Raw genomic sequence first — 26,305 nt, 5'->3', positions numbered from 1 at the left:
TCAGCCTGCGGCGGCGTCCACGGACGCCAGCACCTCGCGCGCCAGGCACAGGTCATCCCACACCAGGGCCTTGTCGGCCGGATTGCGCAACAGGTAGGCCGGGTGGTAGGTGACCACCACGGGCACCCCGCTGTCCAGGCGGTGCACCTGCCCACGCAGGCGACCGATCGGTGCATCGGTCTTCAACAGGGTTTGCGCCGCGAACCGGCCCATGGCCAGCACGATGCGGGGCTGGACCAGCGCCAGTTGCCGCGACAGGTAGGGCGCGCACTGCGCCACCTCCTGCGGCTGCGGGTTGCGATTGGCCGGTGGGCGGCACTTGATCACGTTGGCGATGTAGACCTGCTGCTCGGGCCCTGACGCCCCGCGGGTCAGTCCCACGGCCTGCAGCATGCGGTCGAGCAGCTGCCCGGCCCGACCAACGAAGGGCTCGCCTTGCCGGTCCTCCTGCTCGCCCGGGGCCTCGCCCACCAGCATCCAGTGCGCACGTGGATGGCCCACGCCGAACACCGTCTGCGTGCGACTGGCCGACAAGCCACAGGCCTGGCAGGCCTGAACGGCGTCACGCAAGGCAGGCCAGTCCAGGTGGAGGGCCGGGGCGGCCACAGGCACCGCCACCGAGGCCGGGGCTGGCGCCGGTGGCGCAGCGGCCGGGGCTGCAGGCCGTCGGGCGGCGGTGGGTTCGGGCGGCGTGGGAGGCGTGGGCGGCTCGGGCGACGTGGGCGGCGTGGGCTCGGACGCCCTGGCCACCGGTGGCTCGCCCACCGGGGTCTGGGGCCAGAAGGGCGGCACCCCCATCTCGCGCAGCATGGCCAGTTGTTGCTCAGTCCAGCGCATCGGGCCCTCCTGGCAGGACACGGCGCATCACGATGGCGTCTTCACGCCCTTGTTCGGCCGGGTAGTACTGCTTGCGCAGCCCGACAGACTCGTAGCCCAGTTGGGTGTAGAGCGCGCGGGCGCGGACATTGCTGGGCCGCACCTCCAGCCAGATGCGCGCGGCCTGACGGTCATGACAGCGCGCCTCCAGGATGGCCAGCAGCGCCCGGGCCAGGCCCTGCCCGTGCCAGGCTCGCGCCACAGCGATGTTGAGCAGGTGAACCTCGTCGAAGCCGTCCATGGCCACACACACGGCCACGATCTGGCCGGACTCGGCCTCGCAACGCACGCGGGCCCAGTAACCCGCGCGGATGGACGAACGGTAGTTTTCGGGCGTCCAGGCGTGCAGGGCATGGGTGCAGGCGTCCTGCTCCATGGCCACCACCGCCGCGATGTCGGCCTCGACCAGGGGGCGGTCCACCCAGCGCACATTGGAAGGAGCACGGTCCATGGTTCGGGCCCCGGGTCAGGCGGCGGCCTGGCGCGACTGCAGACGCTCGGCCGTGGTTTGGGCCACCTTGTCGCGCACATAACGTGGCAGCAACAAGGCCGCATCGGTGGTCTGGTCGCGGCGCCAGGCCTCGCCGGCCAGCGCGATGAGCGCCGCCCCGGAGGGCACCGCCTGGTCATCCAGGTGGGCACCCCGAGCCAACAACGTGGGGCTGAGGGATTCGGGCCACACCGCCAGGCCGCTGCCCACCAGAACCAGGCCGGGCTCGTCTGCCGTGGCCACCGCCCAGCGCCGGGCCGGCTCGTCTTGTGGCCACAGCGCGGCGGGCACCACCTCGTGCCAGCGCTGGCCGTCCCACTCGTACGCGGCCACGTATAACTCGGCCATGCGGGCATCCTGCAGCACCCACACGCGCTGCCCTGCCGCCACCCTGGCGGGGTGGCGCTGACGCGCGTCTTCGGCCACGGCCATGAGGGTGTCGAGCCCCATCACGGGGCACGCCAGGCCCAAGGCCAGGCCCTGAGCCACCGAGCAGGCGGTGCGCAGGCCCGTGAACGCGCCCGGCCCCAGGCCGCACGCCAGCGCCTGCACCTCGCCCCAGGCACGCCCATGGTCGGCCAGCAATTGCTGCATCGACGGCAACAAGGTGGAGGACGCCTGGGCGCCACCGGGCAGGCTCACGCTGTGCACCTGCGCCCCATCGTGCAGCGCCAGGTGCACCCGATCGGTGGCGGTGTCCATCGCCAACAAAACGGGCCAAGCCTCAGGCACCAGGTCATTTTCCAACATGGGTCGCAGTGTAGCCGCGCTGTCGTCACCGCACGCGCGGGCTGGCGTACGATGACACGATGATGAGTGCTGCGCGCGCCTTGCCTTCCTCGCCTTCTTTGCCTTCCCCGCCATCCTCTGCGTCGGGCCGGCCGATGGCCGGACGGCTCATGCATCCGTTCAGGGGTGCGTTCTTGGGGGGACTCACGGTCTTGCTCATGGGCTGCGGCCTGGGCGGCCCGGCCCGGGCCCAGGCGCCCGCCTTGCCAGCCTTGCCCGCCTTGCCAGCAGGGATCCCGATGTCGGCGGTGTCGGTCTGGGTGGCGCCCGTGGGCGACACGCTGCCGCTGCGCACCGACACCCCGGTGCGGGTGGCCCTGAACGATCAGGCGCCGCGTGCCATGGCCTCGCTGATGAAGCTGTTCACCACCGGCGCGGCCCTGATGCACTGGGGCCCCGCCCGCCGCTGGCGCACCGAGGTGGGCCTGGGGGCCGCACTGCCCACCCAGGGGCCACAAGCTGGTCACCTCCAAGGCCCGCTGTACTGGCGCGCCTCGGGGGATCCCAGCCTGGACGCCACGCGCCTGCTGAGCTGGCTGAGCAGTTGGCGACAGGCCGGGCTGCAACACCTGGAGGGCGACATCGTGGTCGACCGCAGCGTGTTTGCCCGCCCCGAACATGACCCGGCCGCCTTTGACGGCGAGCCCTGGCGGCCCTACAACGCGGGCCCGGACCCCCTGCTGATTGCCCACCAGGCCACCACCCTGGTGCTGCGCCACGACCCCGACCAGGGCTGGCAGGCCCAACTCAGCCCACCGCTGGCCGGGGTGGAGGTGGACACCTCGGGCTTGCGCGCTGAAGCCGCCCCCCGCGCTTGTGGGGCCTGGCGCGGCCGCCTGAGCGTGACGGCAGGCCCGGCCCCACAAGCCACCGCCCCGCAGGCCACGGCCACCACCGCCCTGCCGCCCTGGGTGCTGAAGGTGCAAGGCCCCCTGCCTGTGGCGTGCGAGCAGGTCCAATGGCCTTTGCTGTGGACAGGCCACGGCCCGGGCGACCATGCAGAGCGGGTGATCAGGGCCCTGTGGACACAGTTGGGCGGCACCTGGCAAGGGCGCCTGGTGAGCGGTTCGTGGCCCGCCCAACTGCCGGTGTGGCAGGCCTGGGAGTCGCCCCCGCTGACCGACGTGGTGCGTGACATCAACAAGTACAGCAACAACGTGATGGCCCGGCAGTTGATGCTGAGCCTGCCAGAGCGCCCCGGCCTGGGCCTGAGCGACGCGCGGTTGATGTTGGCGCAGTCGGTGAGCCGCGACGTGGCAGCGTGCGGCCCCGACACCCTGGCGCTGGACAATGGGTCGGGCCTGTCGCGCACCGAGGGCAGCTCCGCCCGGTGCATGGGCTTGTGGTTGAGCCGTCTGTGGCGCAGCCCCGTGATGCCGGAGTTCATGGCCTCGTTGCCGGTGCCCGGGCTGGACGGCACGACGCGACGCTGGTCGGGCGCCGCAGGCCAAGCCCACGTCAAGACAGGATCGCTGGACGGGGTGGCCGGCGTGGCCGGCTACGTGCTGGGCCTGTCAGGGCAGCGTTACGTGGTGGTGGCGGTGGTGAACCACGAACAGTCCAGCAAGGCGCGCCCCTGGCTGGACGCCTTGCTGAACTGGGTGCGCAACGATCAGAACTGGTCGGCGGCCCGGTTGAAGGCCAGTGAGCCGATGTAGCTTTGCGCGCCCGGGCCCAGGTGACGGGGCGTCGCCCAGATGTACGCCGACGGGGTGATGCCGGACTTCAGGGTGAAGGACGTGCACACACGAGGCATGTCGTCCAGGCTGGTCTCAGGCACCAGGGTGTTGGTGGCCGGATCAAACAGCAGCGCTGGGTCACAGGCCGCAACCTCGTTGGTGTAGCCAGAGGTGGTGGTGTCCACCAAGGCGATGTCGTTGGTGTCCACCCCCGCCACCGAGCGGCCCAGGCGGCTGATTTCAGGGTTGACGTACACGGCCTGGTTCAGGGCCTCGCTCAAGTCGTTGAGCACCGACCCACGACCTTCACTGATGGCAAACGGCGAGCGCTTGAGGTTGGGGGTTTTGACCAAGATGACCTTGGCCCCGGTGTCGGTGACCGACTTGATGGCGCTGGCCAGGGCACGCCCGCGCTCGGCCAGGACGGCCTCGGCGGCCTGGATCGAACTGTTGGTGTACCCGGCGGCCTTGACGATCTCGTACTGTTCGATGATGTCGTTCTGGCCGACCATCACGGTCACCAGCACGTCTTCTTTCATCTGACCGCGGCGAGTCTGCAGCGCAGAGATGACATCGGCCACTTTGGCGCCGGCCTCGGCGTAATTGGTGGCGCCAGCACCGTCAGAACTGCAGTCGGTCTGTGCGCCGAAACCCAGGCCAAACGAACGGGCCACGCCCTTGACCCACACCGAACTGGCTGCACAGTCGTAGACCAGGGCAAACACACGCTGGGCCGCACGCGCTGTCCCACCGTCTGGCGTGAATGTGCCCTCCTGGAAGGCCCACACCGTGCGAGGCGCATCCGCATCGGTGCCCACCTCATAGCGCAAGGTCTGAGTCGTGCTGGGCGAGAACGCCCCGACCTCGGTGATCACGTCGGCCGAATCAGGATCGTCACAGGCCGTCGCAGCCTCACACACCCGCAAGATGCCCCCCACCACGGTGTCCACCGCCCAGGTGATGGGCTGTAACGTTTTGTCCGGGCTGCCGCCACCGGCCACCGTGATGGTGGTGAATGCGCTGTGCTCGTCGCCAAACACCAGCATGGCCTTGGGTTGGTACTCTTCGGCACGGTCGCCACCACCGCAGGCGCTCAAGCCCAGAGTGGCTGCGGCCAGGGCGGTCAGCGCCAGGCGGCGCAGGGTTGGGCGGGAAACGGCAGAGGCGGCAAGCAGCATGAGGGCTCCGAACAAACAGGCAGGCCCTGGTGGCGGGCCATCGGTACAGGCTTCGATACAGGGCGTGAGTCTGCCACGACTCGGCTCAGGCCGCCGCCGCCCGACTCAATCGGTCACGGACGCCGTCCCAGGCGGGGTCGGTGGGCGGGGCCTCCACCCAGATGTCACCCACGGCATGGGCGTCCATGTCGCGCAGGTCGGCAAACAACTCGTGGGCCGCCGTGATGGCATCCCCCGGCATGGCCCGGTGCAACACGCCCGGGTGGGGTGCGCGGTGCGCCCACAGGCTGCGTGAATACACCGCCACCACCCAGCGGTGGGACTCTGCCGGCATGCGCGGCAGTTCTGTTTCCAGCACGTCCAGGGCCTCGTTGAGCTCGCCTTCGGTCATCAGTCGCACCTTGGCGCGTGGCGCGTAATGGGCCATCAGGGTGCCTGAGGCCTTGGGGGCGCTGGGATCGGGCGCCTCGGGGCGGGACCACTGCACCGGCTCACCGGCCACCGCCTCGATCTCGGCCAGCGTCAGGCGCCCAGGGCGCAGCAGCACGGGGTGGCCGCGCGAGCAGTCCACGATGGTGGATTCGATGCCCACCTCGCAGGGGCCGCCATCCAGCACCCAGACCTCGTCCAGGCCTGGGCCCGCCTCTTGAAACTCGTCGACCACATGGTCGGCACGGGTGGGACTGATGCGCCCAAAGCGGTTGGCGCTGGGGGCGGCCACGCCCAGCACATCGCGCGCGGCGCAGGCCTCGAGCAACTTCAGCGCCACCGGGTGGTCCGGGCAGCGCAAGCCGATGGTGTCGTGGCCACCGGCCGCCGCCGTGGCCATGTCGGCCGCGCGCGGCACGATCACGGTCAGGGGGCCAGGCCAGAAGGCCTCGACCAGGCGCTGCGCCACCGGCGGGAAAGCCGAGACAAAATGCAAGGCCGCGTGGCGATTGGGCACGTGCACGATCAGCGGGTGGTCGGTCGGGCGCCCCTTGGCGGCAAAGATGCGGGCCACGGCGGCATCGTCATCGGCGCGGGCGCCCAGGCCATACACCGTCTCGGTGGGCAGGGCCAGCAGGCCGCCCTCCACCAGGCGTTGGGCGGCCTGCTCGATGGCGTCGGGCTGCAGCAGGGGGTCGAGCAGGCGCATGGGCGGGGCCTCAGAGGGTCTGACGACTCAGAAGGGCTCGATGCCCAGGATGGCTGCGGCCTTCAGGGCCGTGGCACGGGCCGCCTCAGGCGTGTCGCCGGTGATGGTGAGGTGGCCCATCTTGCGCGCCACGCGGGCTTCGGTCTTGCCGTACAGGTGCAGGTGGGTGCCCGACAGGGCCAGCACCGCCGCCCAGTCCGGCTCACGCTGCTCGGCCACGCGCTGGCCATTCACCACCGGGAACCACAGATCGCCCAGCAGGTTGAGCATCACACAGGGGCTGTGCAGCACGGGCTCGACCAGGGGCAGGCCGGTCATGGCGCGCACCTGCAGCTCGAACTGCGAGACGTCGCACGCATCGATGGTGTGGTGGCCACTGTTGTGTGGGCGCGGGGCCATTTCGTTGGCCACGATGCGGCCATCGGTCAGCACGAAGAACTCGATGCACAGCACGCCCACGTAGTTCAACGACGTAGCGATCTGGTGAGCAAACTGGTAGGCCTGCTGCGACACGGCTGCCGTCACGTTGGGCGCAGGCACCTGGGTGACGGCCAGGATGCCGTCGCGGTGCAGGTTTTGCTGCAGCGGGAAGTGCACCACCTGACCATCGCGGCCACGCGCCACGATGACGCTGACCTCGTAGGCCAGGGGCAGCATTTTTTCGAGCACGCAGGGCACGTGCTTCAGGTCGGCCCAGGCCGCCTCCAGCTCGGCGCGGGTCTTGACGCGCACCTGGCCCTTGCCGTCGTAACCCAGGCGGGCGGTCTTGAGGATGCCGGGCAGCAGGTCGTCGGTGATGGCGGCCAGTTGCTCGGGGGTTTCGATGAGGGCGTGCGGGGCGCAGTCCACGCCGCAGCCCACAAAGTGCGCTTTCTCTCGGGCGCGGTCCTGGCACACGGCCACGGCGCTGCCGGCGGGCGCCACGGGGCGCGTGGCGGCCAGTTGGTCCAGCGCGGCAGCGGGCACGTTCTCGAACTCGGTGGTGATGGCGGCCGACACGCGGGCCAGCTCGGCCAGGCCGGCGTCGTCCAGGTAGGGCGTGCGGATGTGCTCGTGCGACACCAGGCCCGCCGGGCTGGTGGCATCGGCGTCGAGCACGGCGGTGCGGTAGCCCATGCTTTGGGCGGCGTGCACGAACATGCGGCCCAACTGACCACCGCCCATGACGCCCAGCGTGGCGCCCGGCAAGATCAAGTCCTTGGCGGCGCTCATGCCTTGGGCTCCATCGACAGGTCATTCGTCATGGCGCGGGCGACCTCAGTCTGGCGGGCCCGGAAGGCCTCCAGCCGGGCGCGCAGGGCGGGGTCACTGCCGGCCAGCATGGCCACCGCAAACAAGGCCGCATTGCCCGCACCGGCCGTGCCGATGGCGAACGTGGCCACCGGGATGCCCTTGGGCATCTGCACGATGGAGTGCAGCGAGTCAACCCCTTGCAGGTGACGCGAAGGCACGGGTACGCCCAGCACGGGCACCGTGGTCTTGGCCGCCAGCATGCCCGGCAGGTGGGCGGCCCCGCCGGCACCGGCGATGATGGCCACCAGGCCGCGATCGGCAGCGGCTTCGGCGTAGCGGAACATGTCGTCGGGCATGCGGTGGGCCGAGACCACCTGCGCCTCGAAGGACACGCCAAACTCGGTCAGAATGTCGGCGGCGTGGCGCATGACGTCCCAGTCGCTGCTGGAGCCCATGACGACCCCGACCTTCACGGTCTGTTGTTCAGTGTTGGTGCCCACGGCATTCGTCACGGCTGCATCCTTCGTTCGTCGAACCACGTCAAAGATCGGATTTTAGGGCCTCCCCCCAACCATCGCGCCCGCGCGCCACCTGTCTGCCCACCATGATCGACATCACCTACGAAAACTTCCAAACCGAGCTGATCGACGCCAGCGTCCATGTGCCCGTGCTGCTGGACATCTGGGCCGAGTGGTGCGGCCCCTGCAAATCGCTGGGTCCGGTGCTGGAGTCGCTCGAAGCCGAATATGGAGGCCGCTTCATCCTGGCCAAGGTCAACGCCGACCAGTACCCTGAGATCGCGCAGCAGCTCTCCAAGATGTTCGGCGTGCGCTCCATCCCGCTTTGCGTGATGTTCAAGGACGGCAACCCGATCGACGGCTTTGTGGGCGCGCTGCCCGCCGAGCAGATCCGCGGCTTTCTGGACCAGCACGTGGCCAGCGAAGACGCCCTGGCCTCGGCCGATGAAACCCTGGAGGCCGAAGCCGCGTTGGCCCAAGGGCACCCGGAGTCGGCCCGCGCCCTGCTGGAAGACGCCCTGGCACGCGACCCCGCCAACGACGAAGCCCGCTTTGACCTGATCAAGCTGCAGATCGCCGAGGGCGACCTGGAGGCCGCCCAGGCCACCTACGCCCCGGTGGCCGCCCGCGCCGAAGGCCCCGTGCCCGAGCTGCGCGTGAACGCCTTTGGCCGCTACATCCAGGCCTTTGCCGCCGCCCGCGAAGGCCGCGCCCCGGCCGCACTGGCCGAAGCCATTGCCGCCAACAAGCGTGACTTTGCCGCCCGGTTTGAACTGGCCCAACTGTTCTGGGCCGCCGGCGAGTTCACCCAGGCCATGGACGAACTGCTGGAGATCATCATGCGCGACAAGGCCTGGAGCGACGAGCTGGCCCGCAAGACCTACGTGGCCATCCTGGAGGTGATGAACAAGCCTCAGCCCAAGGCGCCTGCAGGCAAGGCCGCCGCACCCGCTGGCGCCGCCGATGGCAAGCCCAAGCTGGAGATCGCCGGCAAGATGGAAACCACCCCGGCCGACCCGGTGATCGAGCAGTACCGGCGCAAGCTGAGCATGGCGCTGTTCTGACCCTCCAGCGCTGTTGGGGTGACACCTGTGATTCACGAGACGCGCATCGACCTGCCCGTCACCATCCGGGGCGAGCAGCCCTTCCTGCACTGCCGCTTGGCTGGCCCCGTGGGCGCGCCCCTGCTGCTGTTCCTGCACGGCTTTCCCGAAGGGCCCTTCATCTGGGATGAAGTGATCACCCACTTCGCCACAACTCACCGCTGCGTGGCCCCGGCCCTGCGCGGCTACCCCGGCTCGCACACCCCGACCGAGGTGAAGGCCTACCGCGCGCACGAGGTGGTGGCCGACCTGCTGGCGCTGATCCGCCTGCAGGCCGCCACCCCGGACACCCCGGCCGCTGCCGTCATCGGCCACGACTGGGGCGGCGCCATCGCCTGGACGCTGGCCTCGATGGCCCCCCAGTCGCTGCAGCGCCTGCTGATCCTGAATGCGCCGCACACGGCCACCTTCGTGCGCGACCTGAAGCACTGCCCGGCCCAGCAGGCCGCCAGTGCCTACATGAACGACCTGCGCGCACCGGGCGCGGAGGAGGCCCTGAGCGCGCATGACCATGCCGGGCTGCTGGCGCTGATCGAGCGGTTTGGCGCGGGCGGGGTGATGTCGCCCGCGCTGGTCGACCGCCTGCGCACTCATTGGGCACCGTCCCGCGGCGACTCGGGCAGCCCTCACCCGCTGACCGGCCCGCTGAACTACTACCGGGCCTCGCCCCTGGCGCCTGGTCACAGCGCGCTGGAGGCGCTGCACATCAGCGATGACAGCGTGCGCGTGGGCGCGCCCACCACCGTGCTCTGGGGCGAAGCGGACACCGCCCTGCTGCCAGGACTGCTGAACGGACTGGACACGCACGTGCCCGATCTGCACGTGCAGCGCCTGCCCGGTGTGGGGCACTGGGTGGTGCACGAAGCGCCACAGGCCGTGTGCGATGCACTGCAGGGTTTGTTGCGCCGCTGAAGCCCCATCCCTTCATAAAGCCAGACCATGCCATCACCCACCGCCCTGCCACCGTTGATCGATGCGGCTGCGTTACAGGCCCTGCTGCAAGGGCCTGGCCAACCCCTGCTGGTGCTGGACTGCCGCTTTCAGCTGAGCGACACCGACGCTGGCAGGCAGGCGCATGCCCAGGGCCACATCCCGGGCGCGCTGTACGCCCACCTCGACGAGGACCTGTCGGGCGCCAAAACCCCGGATGGCCGCCAGGGCCGTCACCCGCTGCCCAGCCCCGAGGCCTGGCAGGCCACCCTGCGCCGCTGGGGCGTGCGCGCCAACACCCGCATCGTGGCCTACGACGACATGGGCGGCGCCATGGCCGCGCGCCTGTGGTGGCTTGCGCACTGGGCCGGCCACCCTCACGTGCAGGTGCTGGACGGCGGCTGGCCCGCCTGGCTGGCCCAGGGCGGCACCGTGAGCCACACCCTCGCCGCCACCCCGGCCCCGGGCGACGTGGTCGTGCACATCAAGCCCGAGATGGTGCTCACCACGACCGACGTCGAAACCCTGCCACCCCATCAATGGCTGCTGGACGCCCGCAGCCCCGACCGCTTCCGCGGCGAGAACGAAACCCTGGACCCCATCGGTGGCCACATCCCTGGCGCCACCAACCGGTTCTTCCAGCTGAACCTGCACAACGGCCACTTCAAGCCCGCCGATCAACTGCGCGCTGAATTCGAAACCCTGCTGGCGGGCCGCCCCGCCCACTCGGTGGTGCACCAGTGCGGCTCGGGCGTGACCGCCTGTCACAACCTGCTGGCCATGGCCCACGCGGGCTGGCCCGTGGGCCGGTTGTACGCCGGGTCATGGAGCGCCTGGTGCCACCGTCAGGGATGACCCGTGGTGCACCCAGCACACCCGTAAGACCAACGGTCGCCAAGGCGTGACGAACGGTTCACCACCCCCCCGTTGGTATGGGGGGCTAGGGCCATCCCGCCTGCCCACATCCTGAAAACGTGACGAAGATCACACCCTGCGACCACTCACATCGAGCCGCACACCACCATAAACACCAGGCGAGCTGATCATGAAATCGTGTATTCACGGGAGCATGGCATGCACCGCATCCGTCCTATTCAGCCCGCGCACCTGTTCGCGGCCGGCTTCACCCTCATCGAAGTGATGATCACGGTGGCCATCGTGGCCATCCTGGCCAGCGTGGCGTATCCGGCGTACACCGACTACGTTCGCCGCGGCCAGTTGCAAGAGGCCTTCACCAACCTGGCGAACTACCGCATCCGCATGGAGCAGTACTACCAGGACAACCGCCGCTACACAGACAATGCAGCGGCTGTGACCTGTGCCGGGGCCGCCGCCGCCGCGCTGACCGCCGCAGAGCTGGGGGGGCGCATTGACAACTTCACCTACAGCTGCGTGGCCGCCGGCAACGGGCAGACCTACACGCTGACGGCCGCCGGCAACAGCGGCAGCGTCATCGGCTACGACTACACCATCGACCAGAGCGGCGCCCAGGGCACCACCCAGTTCGCCGGGGCCAACGTGGCCCTGACATGCTGGGCATCCAAGTCGGCTGCCGACTGCAATTGAGGTGGCTATGAAGCGCGGATTCACCCTCATCGAGCTGGTGGTGACCATGGCCGTGCTGGCCCTGCTCACCTTGGCCGCCACGCCCAGCATCTCCGACTGGCTGCGCAATGCCCGCTTGCGCAACGTGACTGAAACCGTTCAAAACGGGCTGCAGCAGGCCCGCAACGAAGCGGTTCGCCGCAATCGCCAGATCACCTTCTGGCTGGTGAACCTGCCCACGCCGGGCACCATGGACGCTGACTGCACCTTGACCAACGGCGGCGATGCCAACGGCTGGGTGATCAGCGTGGACAGCCCTGCGGGCGAATGTGGCACGGCCGATTCCCTCACGGTGTCGCCCATGATCGTGGCGCGCGGCAGCTTGGGCCAAGGCGGCGGTGCCATTGGCGTGACCGCCAGCAACAGCGGCTCTGGCGCCGCCGCCAGCAGCGTGACCTTCGATGGCCTGGGCCGCGTGGTGACCAGCGCCGCCAATCCGGCGGCCAACCTCAACCGCGTCGTGGTGGCCTACAGCACCGCCAGCGAAGGTGATCGCCCCCTGCAGTTGGACCTGGACGCCAGCGGTGGCATGCGGCGCTGTGACCAGTCGATTCAGGACGCCGACGACGCCCGCGCCTGCCCCGGTGCCGGAGACCCGGATGACGACGTGGACGATGGCGGTGGCGACGGTGGTGGCGATGGCGCAGGTGCCGGCGACGGCACAGACCAAAGTGCCAACACGGGTAGCGGGGGCTGACATGAATCATTCCATGCGATCAATGCCAACCACGGGCCGCAACACACCAGGCCGTACCCACCAAGGTGGTGTCATGCTGCTGGAGGTGCTGGTCAGCGTGCTGATCTTCAGCTTTGGTGTGCTGGCCCTCGTGGGCCTGCAAGGCAGCATGACCAGGGCGCAGACAGAAGCCGAGTTGCGCGCAGAAGCCAGTTTCCTTGCCAATGAAGCCCTGGGCTTGATGTGGGGCGACATCAAAAACCTGGGCAACTACGATGAAGCGGCCTGCAACAGCCACGACCCCTGCGTGACGTGGCAACAAAAGGTCAGCACCCGCCTGCCCAGTGGCTTGGGGCAAATCAACATCTTGCCGGCGGCGAGCGGACAAGGACGGATGGCCGAGATCGTCATCACCTGGACCCCCGCCAACGGCACGCCGCGCCGCCACCGGATCGCCTCTCAGATCAGCACCTCATGAGGCCTGCCATGCTTTCAGTCACCCCCACACCGCCTCAACGCGGCATGACCCTGATCGAGCTGATGGTGGCCATGGTGCTGGGCCTGGTCACCACCCTGATCGTGGCGCAGGTCATGATCAATGCAGACAGCCAGAATCGCACCACCACCAGCGGCTCTGACGCGCAGATCAATGGCGCCACGGCCCTGTACATGCTGAGCCAGACGATCCAGTCGGCGGGCTATGGCCTGATCGGTCACAGCGGCGACCGCGGCTGCCCCATCAATTGGCCTGGCGCCCCCAATGCCGCCGTCAACGGGGTCTTGAGGCTGTTGCCCGTCGAGATCATCACCCCGGCGGCCGAGGCGGGCAAGGCGGTGGGCGAGCGCAACATCATCATCCGCACATTCTCCAGCGGCGCAGGCGGTTACTCTGCCCCACGAGGACTGAATGCCATCACCACGAATGCCAGCAATGGCTTCGTCGTGGGCTCCACCCTGGGCCTCGCAGCCAACACGGTGATGATGGCTGCACGCCGAGACTGGAGCGGCAACGCCGCCTGGTGCCTGGCTTTCACTGCGGGCACCTTGAACGAAGCAGACCGCAAGATCACCCCCAGTGTGGAAAGCCTGGGTGAGGACACTGACGCGGCGACCCCGCCAGGCGGCTTCAGCGATGACGTCACCAGCCTGGTCAACCTGGGCGATTGGCCCGACCTGCGCGAATACCGGCTGGACCCCACCACCAACGTGCTGCAAATGCGCCGCTTTGACCGCGCGACCCTGAACTGGGTGACCGAAGAGGTGGCGCGCGGCATTGTGCGCATGGTGGCCTATTACGGCATCGACGACAACAGCGACGGCGCTGTCGACCGTTACACCCCGACGGCACCCAACGATGGCGCGGCGGGATGGGGCCGGGTGATCAACTTGCGGCTGGCCATCGTTGCACGCAGCGACCGCGTGGAACGTCCGGAAAACATCGATGGGCAGGTGCGCTACGCCACCAGCACCCCCCTGCAATGGATCGTGGGCACAGCCGGCACGATCGTCGGCGCTGCGTCATGCACTGAAACCGAGGATGAAGACGGCACGGTGGTGGGCTCGGTGCAGCAATGCCTGTCGATCAGCCTGGGCGCCGACCAGGCCAACAACGGTGTGCTGGCGGCTGATCCTGATGACTGGCGCAACTACCGCTACAAACTGTTCGACACCGTGATTCCCCTGCGCAACCAGGTCTGGAGCCCCGCATGAGCAAGCCCGGCAACACACGCTCGCAACGCGGCCTGTCCTTGATTTTTGCACTGCTTGCCCTGGTGGCCTTGTCGGTGGCTTCGGTGGCGCTGATCCGGTCGATCGACACCAGCACCCTCGTATTGGGCAACCTGGGCTACAAACAAGAAACGACCGCCCTGGCTGAACAAGGCACCCAGGAGGCCATTCGGTGGCTGGACCAGCAGGCCGCCAATGGCACCGCACTGGAGGGCGCCATTGACGGTGCGGCGCTGTACGCAGCCACGGCCACGGCGATCCAGACACCTGAGGCCCAACTGCCGTTGGTGGATTCCGCTGATCGAGACGACGTCGAGCCCGACGCCCCTGGCAACGGGCAATGTGCGATCACGGTGGCCGAAGGGGTGGCCGCAGGCAACCCATGCCCCCCTGGCAACGAGTTGTTCATCTTCGGGCCAGCCCCCAATGGGCAAGGCACCATCATGCTGGGCAATGTGCGCTACAGCATCACCCGGCTGTGCCGCAACGCAGGTGCGGCGACGGGCAATGACTGCGTGCGTCCCGCGTCACAAGCTGCGGGCGAGGCCCAGGACAAGAGCGCGGTGGATTACAGCCGGCCAGAACCGCTCACCGCCACGGCCGAAGGCATCCTCTACCGCGTCGTGGTACGCGCCCAGGGGGCGCGCGACACCACCACCTACACCGAAACGATTGTTCAGCGTTGACACTGCCGGAGTACACCCATGTTGACACGCCCTCTTGCACGACACCTGATCACCCTCCTCCTCGCGGCGAACGCAGGCTGGGCCAATGCCGACACCGACATCAGCCAGACGCCGCTGATCACCAACGAGGTGCAGGACAAGCCCAACATCATGTTCGTGCTGGACAACTCGGGCTCGATGCGGTGGGACTACACACCTGACGCCCTGGCGCCTTTCAACAACGCCTCGCAATGCGAAGCCAGCAGTGATTTCAGGATGTACGGCTGCCGCAGCAGTCAGTGCAACAGTTCAGCCTACAACCCGAACACGACATACGACCCACCGGTCACCCCCGACGGTCGCAACTACCCGAACATGCCGATCAGTGCCGCGTGGTCGGATGGCTTTCGTCCAGCCTTCAGCAGCAACACAGTCAACTATGATGGCGCGATCGACACGCGCTTGCCAGACGGCAGTGTCACTGTGACGGTGACATTGAGCAGCAACCTGGCCGTGGGCACGCGTGTGGCTTTCCTCAGCCGCAGCAACCCCGCGCTGTGGCTGAGTGGCACCGTCACCAATGCAGCCAACAAGGTCAACACATTCGTGCTGACTTTTTCGTCGATGCACGACGGCAGCAAATCAGATTGGCGACTGGGCATCCTCAGCACGCAAAACCTGAGCAGCTCCTACTACTTCAATTACACAGGCAGTCAACCTCGGCTGAACTGGACGTACAACAGCGAAGGCAACCTGACCAGCAACACCTTCTCTCAGGAGTGTCGCACCAACGCCCAGGCCAACAACAATCAAAGCAACACCACGTTCACGCGGGTCAACGTCTCTGGCCTTGAGACCGAAGCGCAGCAAAACTACGCCAACTGGTACAGCTACTACCGCACCAGAATCCTGGCCATGCGCAGCGCGGCGGGCAGGGCCGTCGAGGCCATGGACAGCAACTATCGTGTGGGCTTTGGGACCTTGAACGATGCATCGGGCAACTTCAACGGTGGCGTCAGCAACGAACTGGGAGAGTTTGCCAACATCGCCGACTTCGACAGCGCGCAACGTGTGCTGTTTTACAGCAACCTGTACAGCGCCAACGCGACGGGCTCAACGCCTTTGCGGCGGGCCTTGGCCAAGGCGGGCCGCTACTACGGTAACGAACTGAGTGGGCAGACGGATCCGGTACCAGCCGCCACCTTGTCCTGCCAGCGCAACTACACCGTACTGACCACCGACGGTTACTGGAACGACACCAGCGACCCTCAGCGCCTGGATGGCAACGCGATCGGCAACTGGGACAGCAGCGCCAACAGACCGGTGTTCGACGGTGGCGTCATCAACACCACCGTCACCCGAACTTACGCGTTCACATCGTCCGTCAAGATCAGCAACTTCGGGTGCGGTTTCTTCGGCTTTTCTCCCACTTATCGCCACACACTCGAAGAAACCGTCACCACAGTCACCGGCTCTACCACCACCACCACCACCAACACTGGCCCGTGGGACACCTGCTCCAGCACTCCCCCTGCCACGCCAGCGTCGACCACACAAACCGTCACGGCCGAAAGCACCAACACCCTGGCCGACGTGGCCCGGTACTACCACCTCGCGCCGTTGGCCCGCGACGCCGTGGGGCCCGTGTCAGGAGCAGGGGTGCCGACCTTGCCCCTCATGACCACCTTCACGCTGGGGTTTGGCGTGAGTGGCACGTTGCGCTACGACCCCAACTACGAGAGCCAGACCTCAGGCGACTTTGCCGACCTCAAGAGCGGCGCCAAGAACTGGCCCAAACCCACCTCTGGCAAGGCCACCACCATCGACGACCTGTGGCACGCCGCAGTCAATGGCGGCGGCGTCTACTACGCAGCCAGCGATCCAGGCGACCTGGCCGAATCGTTGAAGTCAGCTTTCGACGAGATCAATCGACAATCAGGCGCTGGTGCCTCGGCCGCGTCCAGCTCTCTGCGCCCGGTGCTGGGCACCGACCAGATTTTTGTGGGCTCGTACCGCACAGTGGACTGGGATGGCAGCTTGAAGGCCTTCACCCTAGAAGAGGACAAGACCACCTTCAGTGACAACCCGGATTGGGATGCCGCCACGCTGCTGGCAAGTGTCAGTGCAACCTCACGCGCGATTTACTACATGGGCCGCTCGGTCGACGCCGGCGGCACGGAAAGCCGCGCGCTGACATCGTTCACGTATGACAACCTCAGCGCCGACGCCGATGCCGCCACGCTGACAGCCCACTTCAACAACCTGTGCGGCAAGCCCAGCATCCCCACCCAATGCGCAGACCTGGATACGAATGAGCGCGAGACCGCCAGCGGTGCCAACTTGGTCAATTTCATCCGGGGAGATCAAAGCCTGGAAGGTACGCTTTACCGCGATCGCGAATCGGTGCTGGGGCCCATTGTGGATGCCTCTCCTGTCTTCGTGGGCAAGCCTCCCTTCACCTACACCGACGATGGCTACAACAGCTTCAAGGCCAACCAGAACAGCCGTTGTCCGGTGGTGTATGCCGCAGCGAACGATGGCATGTTGCACGCGTTTTCCGCCAAAACGGGAACGGGCTCCACGTGCCAGGCCGGCGGCACCGAGCTGTGGGCCTACGTCCCGCGCGCCATCATGGGCGAGCTTTACCGCCTGGCCGACACCGAATACAGAAGCAAGCACCGCTTCTTCGTCAACGGCACCCCGGTGGTGGGTGACATCAGCCTGAGTGCCGAAGCCTCAGGCACGGACGAGCCTGAGTGGAGCACCATCCTGGTGGGTGGCTTTGGCGCCGGTGGCCGCGGCTATTACGCGCTGGACATCACCAACCCCAGCAGCCCCAGCAGCCTGTGGGAATTCAGCGATGCCGACATGGGTCTGAGCTATGGCAACCCAGTGATCACCAAAGTGCCTGACGCCGAAGGCACGCCGACCTGGGTGGTGGCGTTCACCTCGGGGCTCAACAACAGCGGCAATGGCTACCTGTACATCCTCAACGCCCACAGCGGCCAGGTCATGTACAAGATCCCGACGCTCGTGGACGGTGCCGCGGTGGGCAGCAGCGGCTCCCCCAGCGGGCTCAACAAGCTCAATGCGTGGATCGAGCGCCCCAGCGACAACACCGCCGCACGTTTTTACGCGGGCGACATGCTGGGCAACCTGTGGCGCTTCAATGCCGGCACCGCGGAAGACCTGGCGGCGCCCGGCCCCTCGTCCACGGACACCCGCTCCTTCCGCGTGGCACGTTTTGTGGCCAATGGCCAGGGCCAGCCAATCACCGTGCGCCCCGAGTTGGCCAAGATCGAAGGGCAGGCTGTGGTGCTGGTGGGCACCGGCCGTTACCTGGGCCTGAGCGATGCCGCAGACCTCAGCAGCACCCAAAGCGTGTACGGCATCAAAGACCCGCTGAGCAGCACCACTGGATGGGGTGATGTACGAGCCAACGCTGGGGCGCTTGTACAACAGACACTCACCGAGGTGCAGGCCAATGCCACAACGGGCGCACCGGCCAGCCGAACGATCTCGGCCAACACGGTGGACTGGGGACAAAGCGGCGTGGCGGGCTGGTACTTGGACCTGCCGAGCGCCGGTGAGCGCGTGTTCGTGCCCATGAGCCTGGCATTTGACACACTGACCCTGGCCACGCTGGTGCCTTCGCCCTCAGCTTGTTCCGGCAGTGGTTACTCGTGGCTGTTCGATCTGAACATCCGCACGGGCAGTTACGTCTCGGAGCGCGCCGGTGATCAAGTGGCCGCCACCAAGTCGGATAAAGCCGTGATGGGCATCAGCACCCTGCAGGTGGACGGTGAAACCAAGACCCGGCAGGTCATCACCAACTCGGATGGCACCGTGACCCTGAGAGACCACGTGACCGCTCCCAGCAGTGCCGGCGGCCTGCGCCGCACCTCGTGGCGTGAGATCGTGCCCACGCCGCAGTGATGCCTCATGCCCACCAAGCAGCAAAGCCTGCTGGCGGTGATGGTGGCTGTGGTCACCACAGCGCACCTGTGGCTGCTGGCCGCCGGCTCAGGCACGGGGGGCGTGGGCCACGGGCTGACCTGGCAGCAGGGTGGGGCCCGCGCGATGTTGCCGCCGACGCAGCCCACGCCGTCCGCGCCGCCCACGTGGCAAGTACGGCAGGTGAGTCTGGTCCGCCCGAGCTCACCGTCGGCCCCGGCATCGCCCCCAACATCGCCAGAGCCCACTGAGCCCACTGAGCCCGTCACGACGGCCGATCCGCCGATGAACGCCGCTCAGCAAACGTCAGGCGGCTTCAACGACTACCTGCCCCGGCACCTGCTCACGGTCGGGCCGCGTCCCGAGACGCCGGTGATCATCGACTACCCCGCGCACTGGAATCTGCCTGGGCGCCGCAGCGGTCGGCTGGCCATCTACATCGACGAACACGGCACGGTTCGCCGCGTCGAGGCCCTGGACAGCGCGCTCGTGCCGGCCATGGTGGAGGCCGCTCGCTCGGCCTTCCTGTCCGCACGCTTTCTGCCTGGCGAACGATCCGGACAGGCGGTGCGCACGCGCATGGAAGTCGAAGTGGATTTCGACGCGGGGCCATGACCCCGCCCGATGCGCTGTGGTGCATGAGCACCATCCCCACTTGCGCCTGAGCGCACCCGTCCCGCATGATGACCGGGCAGATCCCGAGAGGTTCGTCATGAAAGTCGCTGCCATCCAGATGGTGTCCACGCCGGACGTGCACGCCAACTTTGAAACCGCCCGCGGCCTGATCGCCCAGGCGGCGCAGTCCGGTGCCGAACTGGTGGCGCTGCCCGAGTACTTCTGCCTCATGGGCCTGCGCGACGCCGACAAACTGGCCATCGCCGAGCCCCTGGCCGATGCCGCCTGGCCGGCCACCCCCAGCACCCCCATGCAGCACATCCTGGCCGAAACGGCGCGTGAGCATGGCGTCTGGCTGATCGCCGGCACCTTGCCACTGCGGGCAGACACGGCGCTGGACGATGGTAGCCGGGTCTACAACAGCACCCTGGTCTACAACCCCCGTGGCGAGCGGGTGGCGCGCTACGACAAGATCCACCTGTTCTGCTTCGACGACGGACAACGCCGCTACGACGAGGCCACCGTGCTCATGCCCGGCGCCCAGCCGGTGGCGTTCGACCTGCCCTCACGCGATGGCCACACGTGGCGGGTGGGCCTGTCGGTGTGCTACGACCTGCGGTTTCCAGAGCTGTTTCGCGCCCTGGGTCGCTCGCAACCGCTTGACCTCATCGTGTTGCCTGCGGCCTTCACCGACACCACCGGGCAGGCCCACTGGGAGTTGCTGCTGCGCGCCCGCGCCGTTGAAAACCTGTGCCATGTGCTGGCGCCCGCGCAAGGTGGGCTGCACGCCAGCGGGCGGCGCACACACGGGCACAGCATGGTGGTGGGCCCCTGGGGCAAGGTGCTGGCCGTTCAAGCCCAGGAAGGCCATGGCGTGGTGCTGGCCGACATCGACCAGGCGCGGCAATCGGCCGTCAGGCACCAACTGCCCGCCTTGCAACACCGCGTGCTCTGAACGCCAGGCTCAGGCGGCATCGGGGTCGTCGGGGGCGAACAGCTGCAAGGCCCGGTTCTGCATGCCATCCCGAAAGTGCTTGCGCTCAAACAGCTTGGTCTGCGCTTCCAGCGGCAGGTCGGTGATGCGCAGCACGTTCAGGCGAATCAACGCGTCGATCAGGTCTTCCAGCACCCGCACCAGGTCGGCGTCCAGGGCGGCAAAACCGCGCGCACCATCGGCCTTCAAAAAGGCCTGTACCTCGGGGTGCTCCAGCCCCAGGGGCTCGCTGCCCGGCACCGGCTCACGGTGCAGGCTCACGACATGGCCCTGTGGATCGCAAATCGCATGAATCATGTGGTGATATCGGCCAAGACCTGTCAGGCCTGAAGCGCAGAAATGGCTGGCATGGCCCATCATAGACCCCCACCAGCCCTCGCCCTGCCTGCACCCTGCCCTCCATGCCCGCCACGCCGCCACACATCCTGATCGCCTGGGAGCTGGGCCAGTCGTACGGCCACATCGCGCGCTGCCTGCGCCTGGGCCGCGCCCTGATGCACCGGGGCGCACGGGTCACCCTGGCGCTCAAGACCGTGGCGCTGCCCCAGGCGCTGCGCTGGGACGACCCGCTGCAGATCATTCAAGCGCCGCGCCACGCACCGGCACGAACCAGCGCACGGCCGGACAACCACGCCAGCATGCTTTTGAGCTGTGGTTTTGACCAGCCAGACGATCTGGCGGCCCGCCTGAAGGCCTGGCTGAGCATGATCAACGGCCTGGCGATCGACCTGGTGGTGACCGACCACGCCCCCACCGCGCTGCTGGCCAGCCGACTGGCCGGCCAACCCAGTGTGGTGCTGGGCAATGGCTTTGCCGTGCCCCCGGCCCAATGCCCCTGGCCCGCCTTCACCCCTTGGCATGCCGTGCCTGAAAGCGAGCTGATGGCCAGCGAAACCCAGCTGGACGCACGCATTGCCCAGGCCCTGACGGCCTTGGGCTGGACAGGCCCGGCGGTGTCCATGCGCAGCGTGTACGACCACGCCCTGTCGCTGCTGGACACCTTCCCCGAGCTGGACCAATATCCTCAGCGGCCCGACCGCCCCCAGCAGGTGTACGTGGGCCCCATCACCGGCCTCTCACAAGCGCAGCAGGCCCGATGGTCGAACGCTGCCGGGGCCAAGGTGCTGGCCTACCTGCATCCACACACCGCGGGCTTGTCCGAGTTGCTGCACGCCCTGGCCGCCTTGCCGGCCGAGGTGCACTGCGTGATCCCCCGTCAACAGGGCCAGGCCCCTGCCACACCACCGCCCCGTCCTGGCCTGCACCTGCACACCCAGCCGCTGCACCTGCCCGAGTTGCTGCCCCACACCTCGCTGGCCATCACCAACGGCAACAGCGGCGTGTCCACCCAGTGCCTGTTGGCGGGGGTGCCGGTGTTGAGCCACCCCCGACACGTCGACCAGGGGCTGTTTGCGATGGCCATCGAGCGGCTGGGCGCCGGGGCGGTGGCCCCCGAAGGCCTCTCGGTGGATGCTGCCCGGCAATGGCTGCAGCAGTGCCTGGACGACACCCACCACCGCCGTCAGGCCCAGGCGTTTGCGCAGCGCCACGCCAACCATGACCCCGACGAGGCCCTGTCGCAGACCGTGAGCCGCATCTTGCAGGCGCTGGCCTGAAGCGGTGTGACTGGCCTCGGCAGCCCCGCCCCCTCAGCGCCGCTCGGAGGCCCTCAACTGCGCCAGGATCTGCCGTTCGGTGTCTGACAGCGCTGCCGCCTCCATGAGGCGAACGCGGTCGAGCACCTCGATGCGCCCGTAGGCCACGCGCACCAGACCCTGCGAGGCCAGGGCGCTGACCGCCTGGTTGGTCGTCTGCCGCGACAGCGACAGCATCATGCCCAACTGCGTCTGGCTGATGGGCACCACCCACGGCCCCACGTCGGCCACCTGGCCCGAGGCCTCCACCAACCACACCAGGCGGCGCGCCAGGCGCACCTCCGAGGGCAGCAGGGCCATGTCTTCCATGTTGATGAAGGCCAGGCGCATGCGCAAGGCCATCAGCACGCCCAGCTCGCGCCAGAACAGGGGCTGGCGGGCCAGCAAGGCCATCAGGTCGGCATGAGGGATGTGCAGCACCCGCACCGCCCCTTCAGCACAGGCGTTGTGGGTGCGCGGCAGTTGATCAAACGCCGAGATCTCGCCAAACCAGGCCGGTGCGTCGATCAAGGACAAGATGGCCTCTTTGCCCGCCTCGGTCACGCCAGAGATGCGCAGGCTGCCTTCCAGGATGGCGTACAGGCCATCTGGCGGATCACCGCGAAAAAACAGATGCTCACCCGCCTGCAGTCGGCGCTGCACGGCCACGGCCAGCAGTTCGGCCTCGAATTCAGGCGGCAGGTGGCTGAACCACGGGTCGCTGCGCAACTGCGCCAGGATCGCCGGGGTCAGCCACGAGCGCGCGGCCGGTGGGTGCGCGGGATGGGGGCCGCTCACAGCGAACCGTAAGAGTGCAGCCCCGACAGGAACATGTTCACCCCCAGGAAGGCGAACGAGGTGACCAGCAGGCCCACCAGCGCCCACCAGGCAGCGAACTCACCACGCAGCCCCTTGACGAGGCGCATGTGCAGCCAGGCGGCGTAGTTCAGCCACACGATCAGGGCCCAGGTTTCCTTCGGGTCCCAGCTCCAGTAGCCGCCCCAGGCCTCGGCCGCCCACAAGGCCCCCAGGATGGTGGCGATGGTGAAGAAGGCGAAGCCCACGGCGATGGCCTTGTACATCACGTCGTCCAGCACCGACAGGTCGGGCAGGCGGGGCGCAATACGCTGGCGGGCCATGATGATGGCCGCCACGATCAGGGCCGACACACCAAAGTACACCGCCCAGTAGCTGCTCAGGGGTGATTCGCCCTCAGGGCGCGAACGGAACACCAGCGGCTCGAAGCACAAGATCACGCCCATCAGCCACAAGGGCAGCAACTTCACCCACGAGGTTTCCTGCGCACGCACCTTGATCAGGTAGGCAAAGGCCACCATGGCCGCCAGGGCGAACGTGCCGTAGCCCACGAAGTTGGCCGGCACGTGCAGTTTCATCCACCAGCTCTTGAGGGCCGGCACCAGGGGCTGGATCTCGTGTGCGCCGCGCTCCAGGGCGTACCACAGCAAGAAGCCCACCGAGGCGCTCACCACCAGCATCACGAAGGCCCCCAGAGAGCCCAGGTCGCGCCCCATGCGGGCAAAGCGGTCTTCGTAGTACAACCAGTAGGCGGTGGTGAGCCACGCAAACAGCACAAAGACTTCGTAGAGGTTGCTCACCGGGATGTGGCCGATGTCCGGCGCGATCTGGTGGCTTTCAAACCAGCGCACCATCGAGCCCGTGACGCCAAAAAACACGCTGGCCCAGGCCATGCGCGAAGCCAGGCGGGTGGGCGTGTGGCCGCCCGAGATGGCACCGATCCAGTAAAACACCGTGCTCATGAACACCAGCAGGCTCATCCACAAGATGGCGCTCTGAGACGACAGCAAATACTTCAACAAGAACAATTGCTCGCCCACGGCCAGATCGGCGCCGTGGTCGTCCAGCGCCCGGCGATACAGCAAGATGGCCACCCCCGTGGCCAGCCCCACCCCCACCATCAAGGGGCGAAGCGGGCGCCAGAACCAGCCCAGCGCGATCAGGCAGGGCACGGCCCCCACCAGGATGGCCTTCTCGTACACGTCCATGTGCAGGTGCAGCAGTTGCCACGCGTAGGCCCCCGTGCCCACCAGCAACAGCGCAAACAGCCAGTCCCAGACGTCACGCCCGGCGGGCAGGCCCGGGGCCACACGGGCGGTGGTGGTGGTACTCAGTGACATGGTTCGATTCCTGACAAGATTCAAAGACGATCCGGGAACACGGCCGCGTGGCTCAGGCGGTGGGCGCCGCCAGGGCCTGCTTCAACTCGGCAAACTCCTGGTCCACATCCAACGTCTGGCGGGTGGACGACAGAGCCATGCGCCAGCGTGTGCGGCCCGCGCCATCATCAGACACCCACACCCACACCCGACGCTCACGGATGTAGAGCATCGCAAACACGCCGATGATCAGCAAGAGGCAGCCCAGATAGACCACATTGCGCCCAGGTGTGCGCGTGACCTGGAAGACGCTGGCCTGCCGGTGCTCGAACGAGCCGAGCGTGAAGATCACCGGCTCGGGAAAGAACGCCGCATCCGACAAGGACAGCACCGCCTGGGTCAAAAAGCTGCGCGTGCTCTCATCGGCCATGCTGGCCGGCGGCAGGTCGGCTTCAGCCCGGCTCATCTGGTAGAGCTCCAGCAACGAGCCGTTGAGGATGCGGATCAAGGTGGCCGCCGTGGCTTCGCGCTGCGCTTCGGGCACCGCCGCCTCGATGAAGGTGGACAAGGCCGCCAGCCCGCCCGTGGGTGGCTCGGGCTGCCCTGGCTGGGGGGGCACCGGATACACCGCGCCAGAGAACAACTCCAGCGCGCGCCGCGCCGACATCTGCAACTGCTCGGCCACCTCCGGGCGACCTGCCGGTGCGGCGCCCAGGGCAAACCGGCGGGCCGCTTCATCGCGCCGGCCGGCATCACCCAGCGCCGCACGCAGGCGCAGCCACCCGTCCATGCGCATGTTCTCGTCAGCCGGCACCCGCAGGTAGCGGAAAGACTCGGCCGGGGTGTCGCGCACCCCCAGCAAAAACACCGCATGCCCGTCCAGCGTCACGGGCATCATGAAGTTGTGGAATTCGCGGGCCTGCCCGGCCTCGTCACGCAGCTTGTAGCTGACGGCGGGCCCCAGGTTGAACAGCTTTTTGTCGCCCGGCTTCTTGGCGCCCGACCCCAGGTGCTTTTCCAGCCCCGTCGCCCAGTCCTCGGTGGCCGCCGATGCCGCCTGGGCCGCCTCGTCTTCAGGCAGCACGCGCTGCGCCTGGCTGAGGTCCTCCACGTTGATGAGCTTGAGGTCGGACACCTCCAGGCGCTTGCCTTGCCCGCCCCACCAGGCGTCGGGCATGCGCACGGCCGGGCCGCGCACCTGCGCGTCCACCGGCGGCGGCGCGCCCAATGAGCGGCCATCCAGGCGCACAGGCTGCAAGGTCACCGACGAGCCCCCGTCTTCGAAACTCGACTGGAACAAGGTCACCCCGTCGTACACCAGCGGATGGTTGACCTCGATGGTGAAGTCCTGCGGCGACGGCTTGGCCGGGTCGTGGATGCGCACCTCGCTGGCAAAGCGCTTGGGCATGCCCGTGCTGTAGTACTCGACGATGAACTTCTTGAGCTCAACGTCGAACGGCAGGGGCTGCAGCAGCATGCCATCGCTCATCTGCACCACGGCCGCGTTGGTGCGCTGCCCCTCGGGCACGAACAGGTTGGCGCGGTACGAGGGGTTGTCCACCCCCAGCTTGCTGCGTTCAATGTCGTCGCCCGGCCCCTGGAACACGGTGAGGTCCTTGGCCCAGGCCTGCCACTTGATGAGCAGGTCGCCATCGAACAGCCCGCCCAGGCAGATCAGGACGATGGCACCGTGCGCCGCCAGGTAACCCAGCTTGTTGGCCGCGCCCTGTCGCGCCCCGAACATGATGCCGGCCGCCCCGCGGGCACTGGCCTCGCGGCGCTCGGTCTTGATGGACCATCCACGGGCCTGCAACAGCCCTTGCACCCGTTGGCGCCCATCGTCCAGCGAGCCCGGCATCTCGCCTTCGGCGTGGTGATGGAAGGCCAGCAAGGCCTGCTCGCGCACCTGCTCTTTGTGGGTGCGCCAGTCGGCCAGGATCTTGGGCGTGTTGCGGGCGATGCACAGGCTGGTGGACACCACCAGGAAGGCCAGGATGACCAGGAACCACGGCGCGCTGTAGATGCGGTACAGGCCCAGCACCCCAAACACCTCGGCCCAGAAGGGGCCGAACTGCTCCACGTAGTTGACCAGCGGCTCACCTTGCAGGATGACCGTGCCGATGGCCGAAGCGATGCAGATCACCGTCAGCAGGGCGATCGCAAAGCGCATCGAGGCCAGCAGCTCGATGGCTTCGCGCCCGGCGTGTCGGCCAGGCAAGGTGGTGGTCACGGAAGCATCACTCATGTGCGTGGGCATGGCGCCTGGTGGCCAAAAAGTAAAAAGGCGGACCACCCTGCATCAGGGGCCCGCCTGTCTGTGTGGTGTCATGGACAACCGGGGCTCTGAGTGCCCCGGCTGGTCGGC

The 26,305-nt window shown here is 67.7% G+C and carries 25 protein-coding genes; 13 read left to right on the top strand and 12 right to left on the bottom strand.

Going from position 1 to position 26,305, the window contains the following annotated elements:
* Genes WNB94_RS09385 through WNB94_RS09370 form a run of 4 tightly spaced genes read right to left on the bottom strand, consistent with a single transcriptional unit; the run spans window position 1 to window position 2,267 of the window.
* A complete protein-coding gene (locus WNB94_RS09385; RefSeq protein ID WP_341390049.1) occupies window positions 1-837 on the bottom strand; it encodes a uracil-DNA glycosylase in 837 nt (278 codons plus the stop codon).
* A complete protein-coding gene (gene rimI / locus WNB94_RS09380) occupies window positions 824-1,327 on the bottom strand; it encodes a ribosomal protein S18-alanine N-acetyltransferase (RefSeq protein ID WP_341390048.1) in 504 nt (167 codons plus the stop codon). Before rimI ends, WNB94_RS09385 begins: the two co-directional genes overlap by 14 nt.
* A 15-nt stretch (window positions 1,328-1,342) precedes the next feature.
* Window positions 1,343-2,116: a tRNA (adenosine(37)-N6)-threonylcarbamoyltransferase complex dimerization subunit type 1 TsaB gene (tsaB, locus tag WNB94_RS09375; protein ID WP_341390046.1), complete on the bottom strand. Its 774-nt coding sequence runs from the start codon at window positions 2,114-2,116 to the stop codon at window positions 1,343-1,345.
* 25 nt (window positions 2,117-2,141) lie between these two features.
* Window positions 2,142-2,267, bottom strand: a complete 126-nt coding sequence (locus WNB94_RS09370) for a hypothetical protein (protein ID WP_341390045.1) — start codon at window positions 2,265-2,267, stop codon at window positions 2,142-2,144.
* Between WNB94_RS09370 and WNB94_RS09365 the strand changes: the two genes are divergently transcribed.
* Window positions 2,266-3,813, top strand: a complete 1,548-nt coding sequence (locus WNB94_RS09365; protein ID WP_341390043.1) for a D-alanyl-D-alanine carboxypeptidase/D-alanyl-D-alanine-endopeptidase — start codon at window positions 2,266-2,268, stop codon at window positions 3,811-3,813. The two genes, WNB94_RS09370 and WNB94_RS09365, sit on opposite strands and share 2 nt — an antisense overlap.
* On the opposite strand, the gene WNB94_RS09360 is transcribed toward WNB94_RS09365, so the two are convergent.
* From WNB94_RS09360 to purE, 4 genes are all read right to left on the bottom strand, one after another.
* Window positions 3,768-5,012, bottom strand: coding sequence for an SGNH/GDSL hydrolase family protein (locus WNB94_RS09360; RefSeq protein WP_341390042.1), 1,245 nt, complete (start codon window positions 5,010-5,012; stop codon window positions 3,768-3,770). The genes WNB94_RS09365 and WNB94_RS09360 overlap by 46 nt on opposite strands.
* An 85-nt stretch (window positions 5,013-5,097) precedes the next feature.
* Window positions 5,098-6,150: an L-threonylcarbamoyladenylate synthase gene (locus WNB94_RS09355; protein WP_341390041.1), complete on the bottom strand. Its 1,053-nt coding sequence runs from the start codon at window positions 6,148-6,150 to the stop codon at window positions 5,098-5,100.
* 27 nt (window positions 6,151-6,177) lie between these two features.
* Window positions 6,178-7,362, bottom strand: a complete 1,185-nt coding sequence (locus WNB94_RS09350) for a 5-(carboxyamino)imidazole ribonucleotide synthase (protein WP_341390040.1) — start codon at window positions 7,360-7,362, stop codon at window positions 6,178-6,180.
* Window positions 7,359-7,895 carry a 5-(carboxyamino)imidazole ribonucleotide mutase gene (gene purE / locus WNB94_RS09345; RefSeq protein WP_341390038.1) on the bottom strand — a complete coding sequence of 179 codons (537 nt, stop codon included), beginning with the start codon at window positions 7,893-7,895 and terminating at the stop codon, window positions 7,359-7,361. The genes WNB94_RS09350 and purE overlap by 4 nt, the downstream gene beginning before the upstream one ends.
* 92 nt (window positions 7,896-7,987) lie before the next feature.
* Here purE and WNB94_RS09340 point away from each other — a divergent pair, with 92 nt between their 5' ends.
* From WNB94_RS09340 to WNB94_RS09290, 11 genes are all read left to right on the top strand, one after another.
* Window positions 7,988-8,965, top strand: coding sequence for a tetratricopeptide repeat protein (locus tag WNB94_RS09340; protein WP_341390036.1), 978 nt, complete (start codon window positions 7,988-7,990; stop codon window positions 8,963-8,965).
* 27 nt (window positions 8,966-8,992) lie between these two features.
* A complete protein-coding gene (locus WNB94_RS09335; protein ID WP_341390034.1) occupies window positions 8,993-9,916 on the top strand; it encodes an alpha/beta fold hydrolase in 924 nt (307 codons plus the stop codon).
* A gap of 27 nt (window positions 9,917-9,943) precedes the next feature.
* A complete protein-coding gene (locus WNB94_RS09330) occupies window positions 9,944-10,789 on the top strand; it encodes a sulfurtransferase (RefSeq protein WP_341390033.1) in 846 nt (281 codons plus the stop codon).
* A 219-nt stretch (window positions 10,790-11,008) separates the two neighbouring features.
* Window positions 11,009-11,500 (top strand): type IV pilin protein, encoded by a 492-nt coding sequence (locus WNB94_RS09325; protein WP_341390032.1) that lies wholly within the window; start codon window positions 11,009-11,011, stop codon window positions 11,498-11,500.
* 7 nt (window positions 11,501-11,507) lie between these two features.
* Window positions 11,508-12,236, top strand: coding sequence for a GspH/FimT family pseudopilin (locus WNB94_RS09320; protein WP_341390031.1), 729 nt, complete (start codon window positions 11,508-11,510; stop codon window positions 12,234-12,236).
* A 13-nt stretch (window positions 12,237-12,249) separates the two neighbouring features.
* Window positions 12,250-12,693 carry a type IV pilus modification PilV family protein gene (locus tag WNB94_RS09315; RefSeq protein ID WP_341390030.1) on the top strand — a complete coding sequence of 148 codons (444 nt, stop codon included), beginning with the start codon at window positions 12,250-12,252 and terminating at the stop codon, window positions 12,691-12,693.
* Window positions 12,694-12,701: 8 nt separating this feature from the next.
* Complete coding sequence (locus tag WNB94_RS09310; RefSeq protein WP_341390029.1) at window positions 12,702-13,925, top strand: PilW family protein; 1,224 nt, start codon at window positions 12,702-12,704, stop codon at window positions 13,923-13,925.
* On the top strand, window positions 13,922-14,629 hold the full coding sequence (locus WNB94_RS09305) for a pilus assembly PilX family protein (protein WP_341390028.1): 708 nt from the start codon (window positions 13,922-13,924) through the stop codon (window positions 14,627-14,629). The genes WNB94_RS09310 and WNB94_RS09305 overlap by 4 nt, the downstream gene beginning before the upstream one ends.
* An 18-nt stretch (window positions 14,630-14,647) precedes the next feature.
* A complete protein-coding gene (locus tag WNB94_RS09300) occupies window positions 14,648-18,544 on the top strand; it encodes a pilus assembly protein (RefSeq protein WP_341390026.1) in 3,897 nt (1,298 codons plus the stop codon).
* A 6-nt stretch (window positions 18,545-18,550) separates the two neighbouring features.
* Window positions 18,551-19,177 (top strand): energy transducer TonB, encoded by a 627-nt coding sequence (locus WNB94_RS09295; RefSeq protein ID WP_341390024.1) that lies wholly within the window; start codon window positions 18,551-18,553, stop codon window positions 19,175-19,177.
* Window positions 19,178-19,274: 97 nt separating this feature from the next.
* Window positions 19,275-20,132 carry a carbon-nitrogen hydrolase family protein gene (locus tag WNB94_RS09290; protein ID WP_341390023.1) on the top strand — a complete coding sequence of 286 codons (858 nt, stop codon included), beginning with the start codon at window positions 19,275-19,277 and terminating at the stop codon, window positions 20,130-20,132.
* 9 nt (window positions 20,133-20,141) lie between these two features.
* Here WNB94_RS09290 and WNB94_RS09285 read toward each other — a convergent pair whose 3' ends face one another.
* The gene (locus WNB94_RS09285) at window positions 20,142-20,360 is read right to left on the bottom strand and encodes a hypothetical protein (protein WP_341390559.1); all 219 of its coding nucleotides are present in this window, start codon (window positions 20,358-20,360) and stop codon (window positions 20,142-20,144) included.
* 212 nt (window positions 20,361-20,572) lie between these two features.
* On the opposite strand from WNB94_RS09285, the gene WNB94_RS09280 reads away from it, so the two are divergent.
* Window positions 20,573-21,787 (top strand): glycosyltransferase, encoded by a 1,215-nt coding sequence (locus WNB94_RS09280; RefSeq protein ID WP_341390022.1) that lies wholly within the window; start codon window positions 20,573-20,575, stop codon window positions 21,785-21,787.
* Window positions 21,788-21,820: 33 nt separating this feature from the next.
* On the opposite strand, the gene WNB94_RS09275 is transcribed toward WNB94_RS09280, so the two are convergent.
* From WNB94_RS09275 to WNB94_RS09265, 3 genes are read right to left on the bottom strand one after another with little or no spacing between them, the layout of a single operon-like run.
* The gene (locus WNB94_RS09275; RefSeq protein ID WP_341390021.1) at window positions 21,821-22,603 is read right to left on the bottom strand and encodes a Crp/Fnr family transcriptional regulator; all 783 of its coding nucleotides are present in this window, start codon (window positions 22,601-22,603) and stop codon (window positions 21,821-21,823) included.
* Window positions 22,600-23,961: a c-type cytochrome biogenesis protein CcsB gene (ccsB, locus tag WNB94_RS09270; protein WP_341390019.1), complete on the bottom strand. Its 1,362-nt coding sequence runs from the start codon at window positions 23,959-23,961 to the stop codon at window positions 22,600-22,602. Before ccsB ends, WNB94_RS09275 begins: the two co-directional genes overlap by 4 nt.
* A gap of 52 nt (window positions 23,962-24,013) precedes the next feature.
* Complete coding sequence (locus WNB94_RS09265; protein ID WP_341390018.1) at window positions 24,014-26,185, bottom strand: cytochrome c biogenesis protein ResB; 2,172 nt, start codon at window positions 26,183-26,185, stop codon at window positions 24,014-24,016.
* Window positions 26,186-26,305: the final 120 nt, after the last annotated feature.

The sequence above is a fragment of the Aquabacterium sp. A3 genome (assembly GCF_038069945.1).
In the GTDB taxonomy this organism is placed as follows: Bacteria; Pseudomonadota; Gammaproteobacteria; order Burkholderiales; family Burkholderiaceae_C; genus Aquabacterium.
Note: the sequence above shows the minus strand (reverse complement) of the source record. Positions and strands in the feature narration are given on the sequence as shown.

Bases quoted from the DNA above. Each gene is read 5' to 3' on its own strand.
- rimI (WP_341390048.1), bottom strand. From the start codon at position 1,327: ATGGACCGTGCTCCTTCCAATGTGCGCTGGGTGGACCGCCCCCTGGTC.
- WNB94_RS09385 (WP_341390049.1), bottom strand. From the start codon at position 837: ATGCGCTGGACTGAGCAACAACTGGCCATGCTGCGCGAGATGGGGGTG.
- WNB94_RS09350 (WP_341390040.1), bottom strand. From the start codon at position 7,362: ATGAGCGCCGCCAAGGACTTGATCTTGCCGGGCGCCACGCTGGGCGTC.
- WNB94_RS09320 (WP_341390031.1), top strand. From the start codon at position 11,508: ATGAAGCGCGGATTCACCCTCATCGAGCTGGTGGTGACCATGGCCGTG.
- WNB94_RS09280 (WP_341390022.1), top strand. From the start codon at position 20,573: ATGCCCGCCACGCCGCCACACATCCTGATCGCCTGGGAGCTGGGCCAG.
- WNB94_RS09310 (WP_341390029.1), top strand. From the start codon at position 12,702: ATGCTTTCAGTCACCCCCACACCGCCTCAACGCGGCATGACCCTGATC.
- WNB94_RS09300 (WP_341390026.1), top strand. From the start codon at position 14,648: ATGTTGACACGCCCTCTTGCACGACACCTGATCACCCTCCTCCTCGCG.
- ccsB (WP_341390019.1), bottom strand. From the start codon at position 23,961: ATGTCACTGAGTACCACCACCACCGCCCGTGTGGCCCCGGGCCTGCCC.
- WNB94_RS09290 (WP_341390023.1), top strand. From the start codon at position 19,275: ATGAAAGTCGCTGCCATCCAGATGGTGTCCACGCCGGACGTGCACGCC.
- WNB94_RS09295 (WP_341390024.1), top strand. From the start codon at position 18,551: ATGCCCACCAAGCAGCAAAGCCTGCTGGCGGTGATGGTGGCTGTGGTC.
- WNB94_RS09360 (WP_341390042.1), bottom strand. From the start codon at position 5,012: ATGCTGCTTGCCGCCTCTGCCGTTTCCCGCCCAACCCTGCGCCGCCTG.
- WNB94_RS09355 (WP_341390041.1), bottom strand. From the start codon at position 6,150: ATGCGCCTGCTCGACCCCCTGCTGCAGCCCGACGCCATCGAGCAGGCC.
- tsaB (WP_341390046.1), bottom strand. From the start codon at position 2,116: ATGTTGGAAAATGACCTGGTGCCTGAGGCTTGGCCCGTTTTGTTGGCG.
- WNB94_RS09265 (WP_341390018.1), bottom strand. From the start codon at position 26,185: ATGAGTGATGCTTCCGTGACCACCACCTTGCCTGGCCGACACGCCGGG.
- WNB94_RS09340 (WP_341390036.1), top strand. From the start codon at position 7,988: ATGATCGACATCACCTACGAAAACTTCCAAACCGAGCTGATCGACGCC.
- WNB94_RS09330 (WP_341390033.1), top strand. From the start codon at position 9,944: ATGCCATCACCCACCGCCCTGCCACCGTTGATCGATGCGGCTGCGTTA.
- WNB94_RS09305 (WP_341390028.1), top strand. From the start codon at position 13,922: ATGAGCAAGCCCGGCAACACACGCTCGCAACGCGGCCTGTCCTTGATT.
- WNB94_RS09315 (WP_341390030.1), top strand. From the start codon at position 12,250: ATGCGATCAATGCCAACCACGGGCCGCAACACACCAGGCCGTACCCAC.
- WNB94_RS09365 (WP_341390043.1), top strand. From the start codon at position 2,266: ATGCATCCGTTCAGGGGTGCGTTCTTGGGGGGACTCACGGTCTTGCTC.
- WNB94_RS09370 (WP_341390045.1), bottom strand. From the start codon at position 2,267: ATGAGCCGTCCGGCCATCGGCCGGCCCGACGCAGAGGATGGCGGGGAA.
- WNB94_RS09325 (WP_341390032.1), top strand. From the start codon at position 11,009: ATGCACCGCATCCGTCCTATTCAGCCCGCGCACCTGTTCGCGGCCGGC.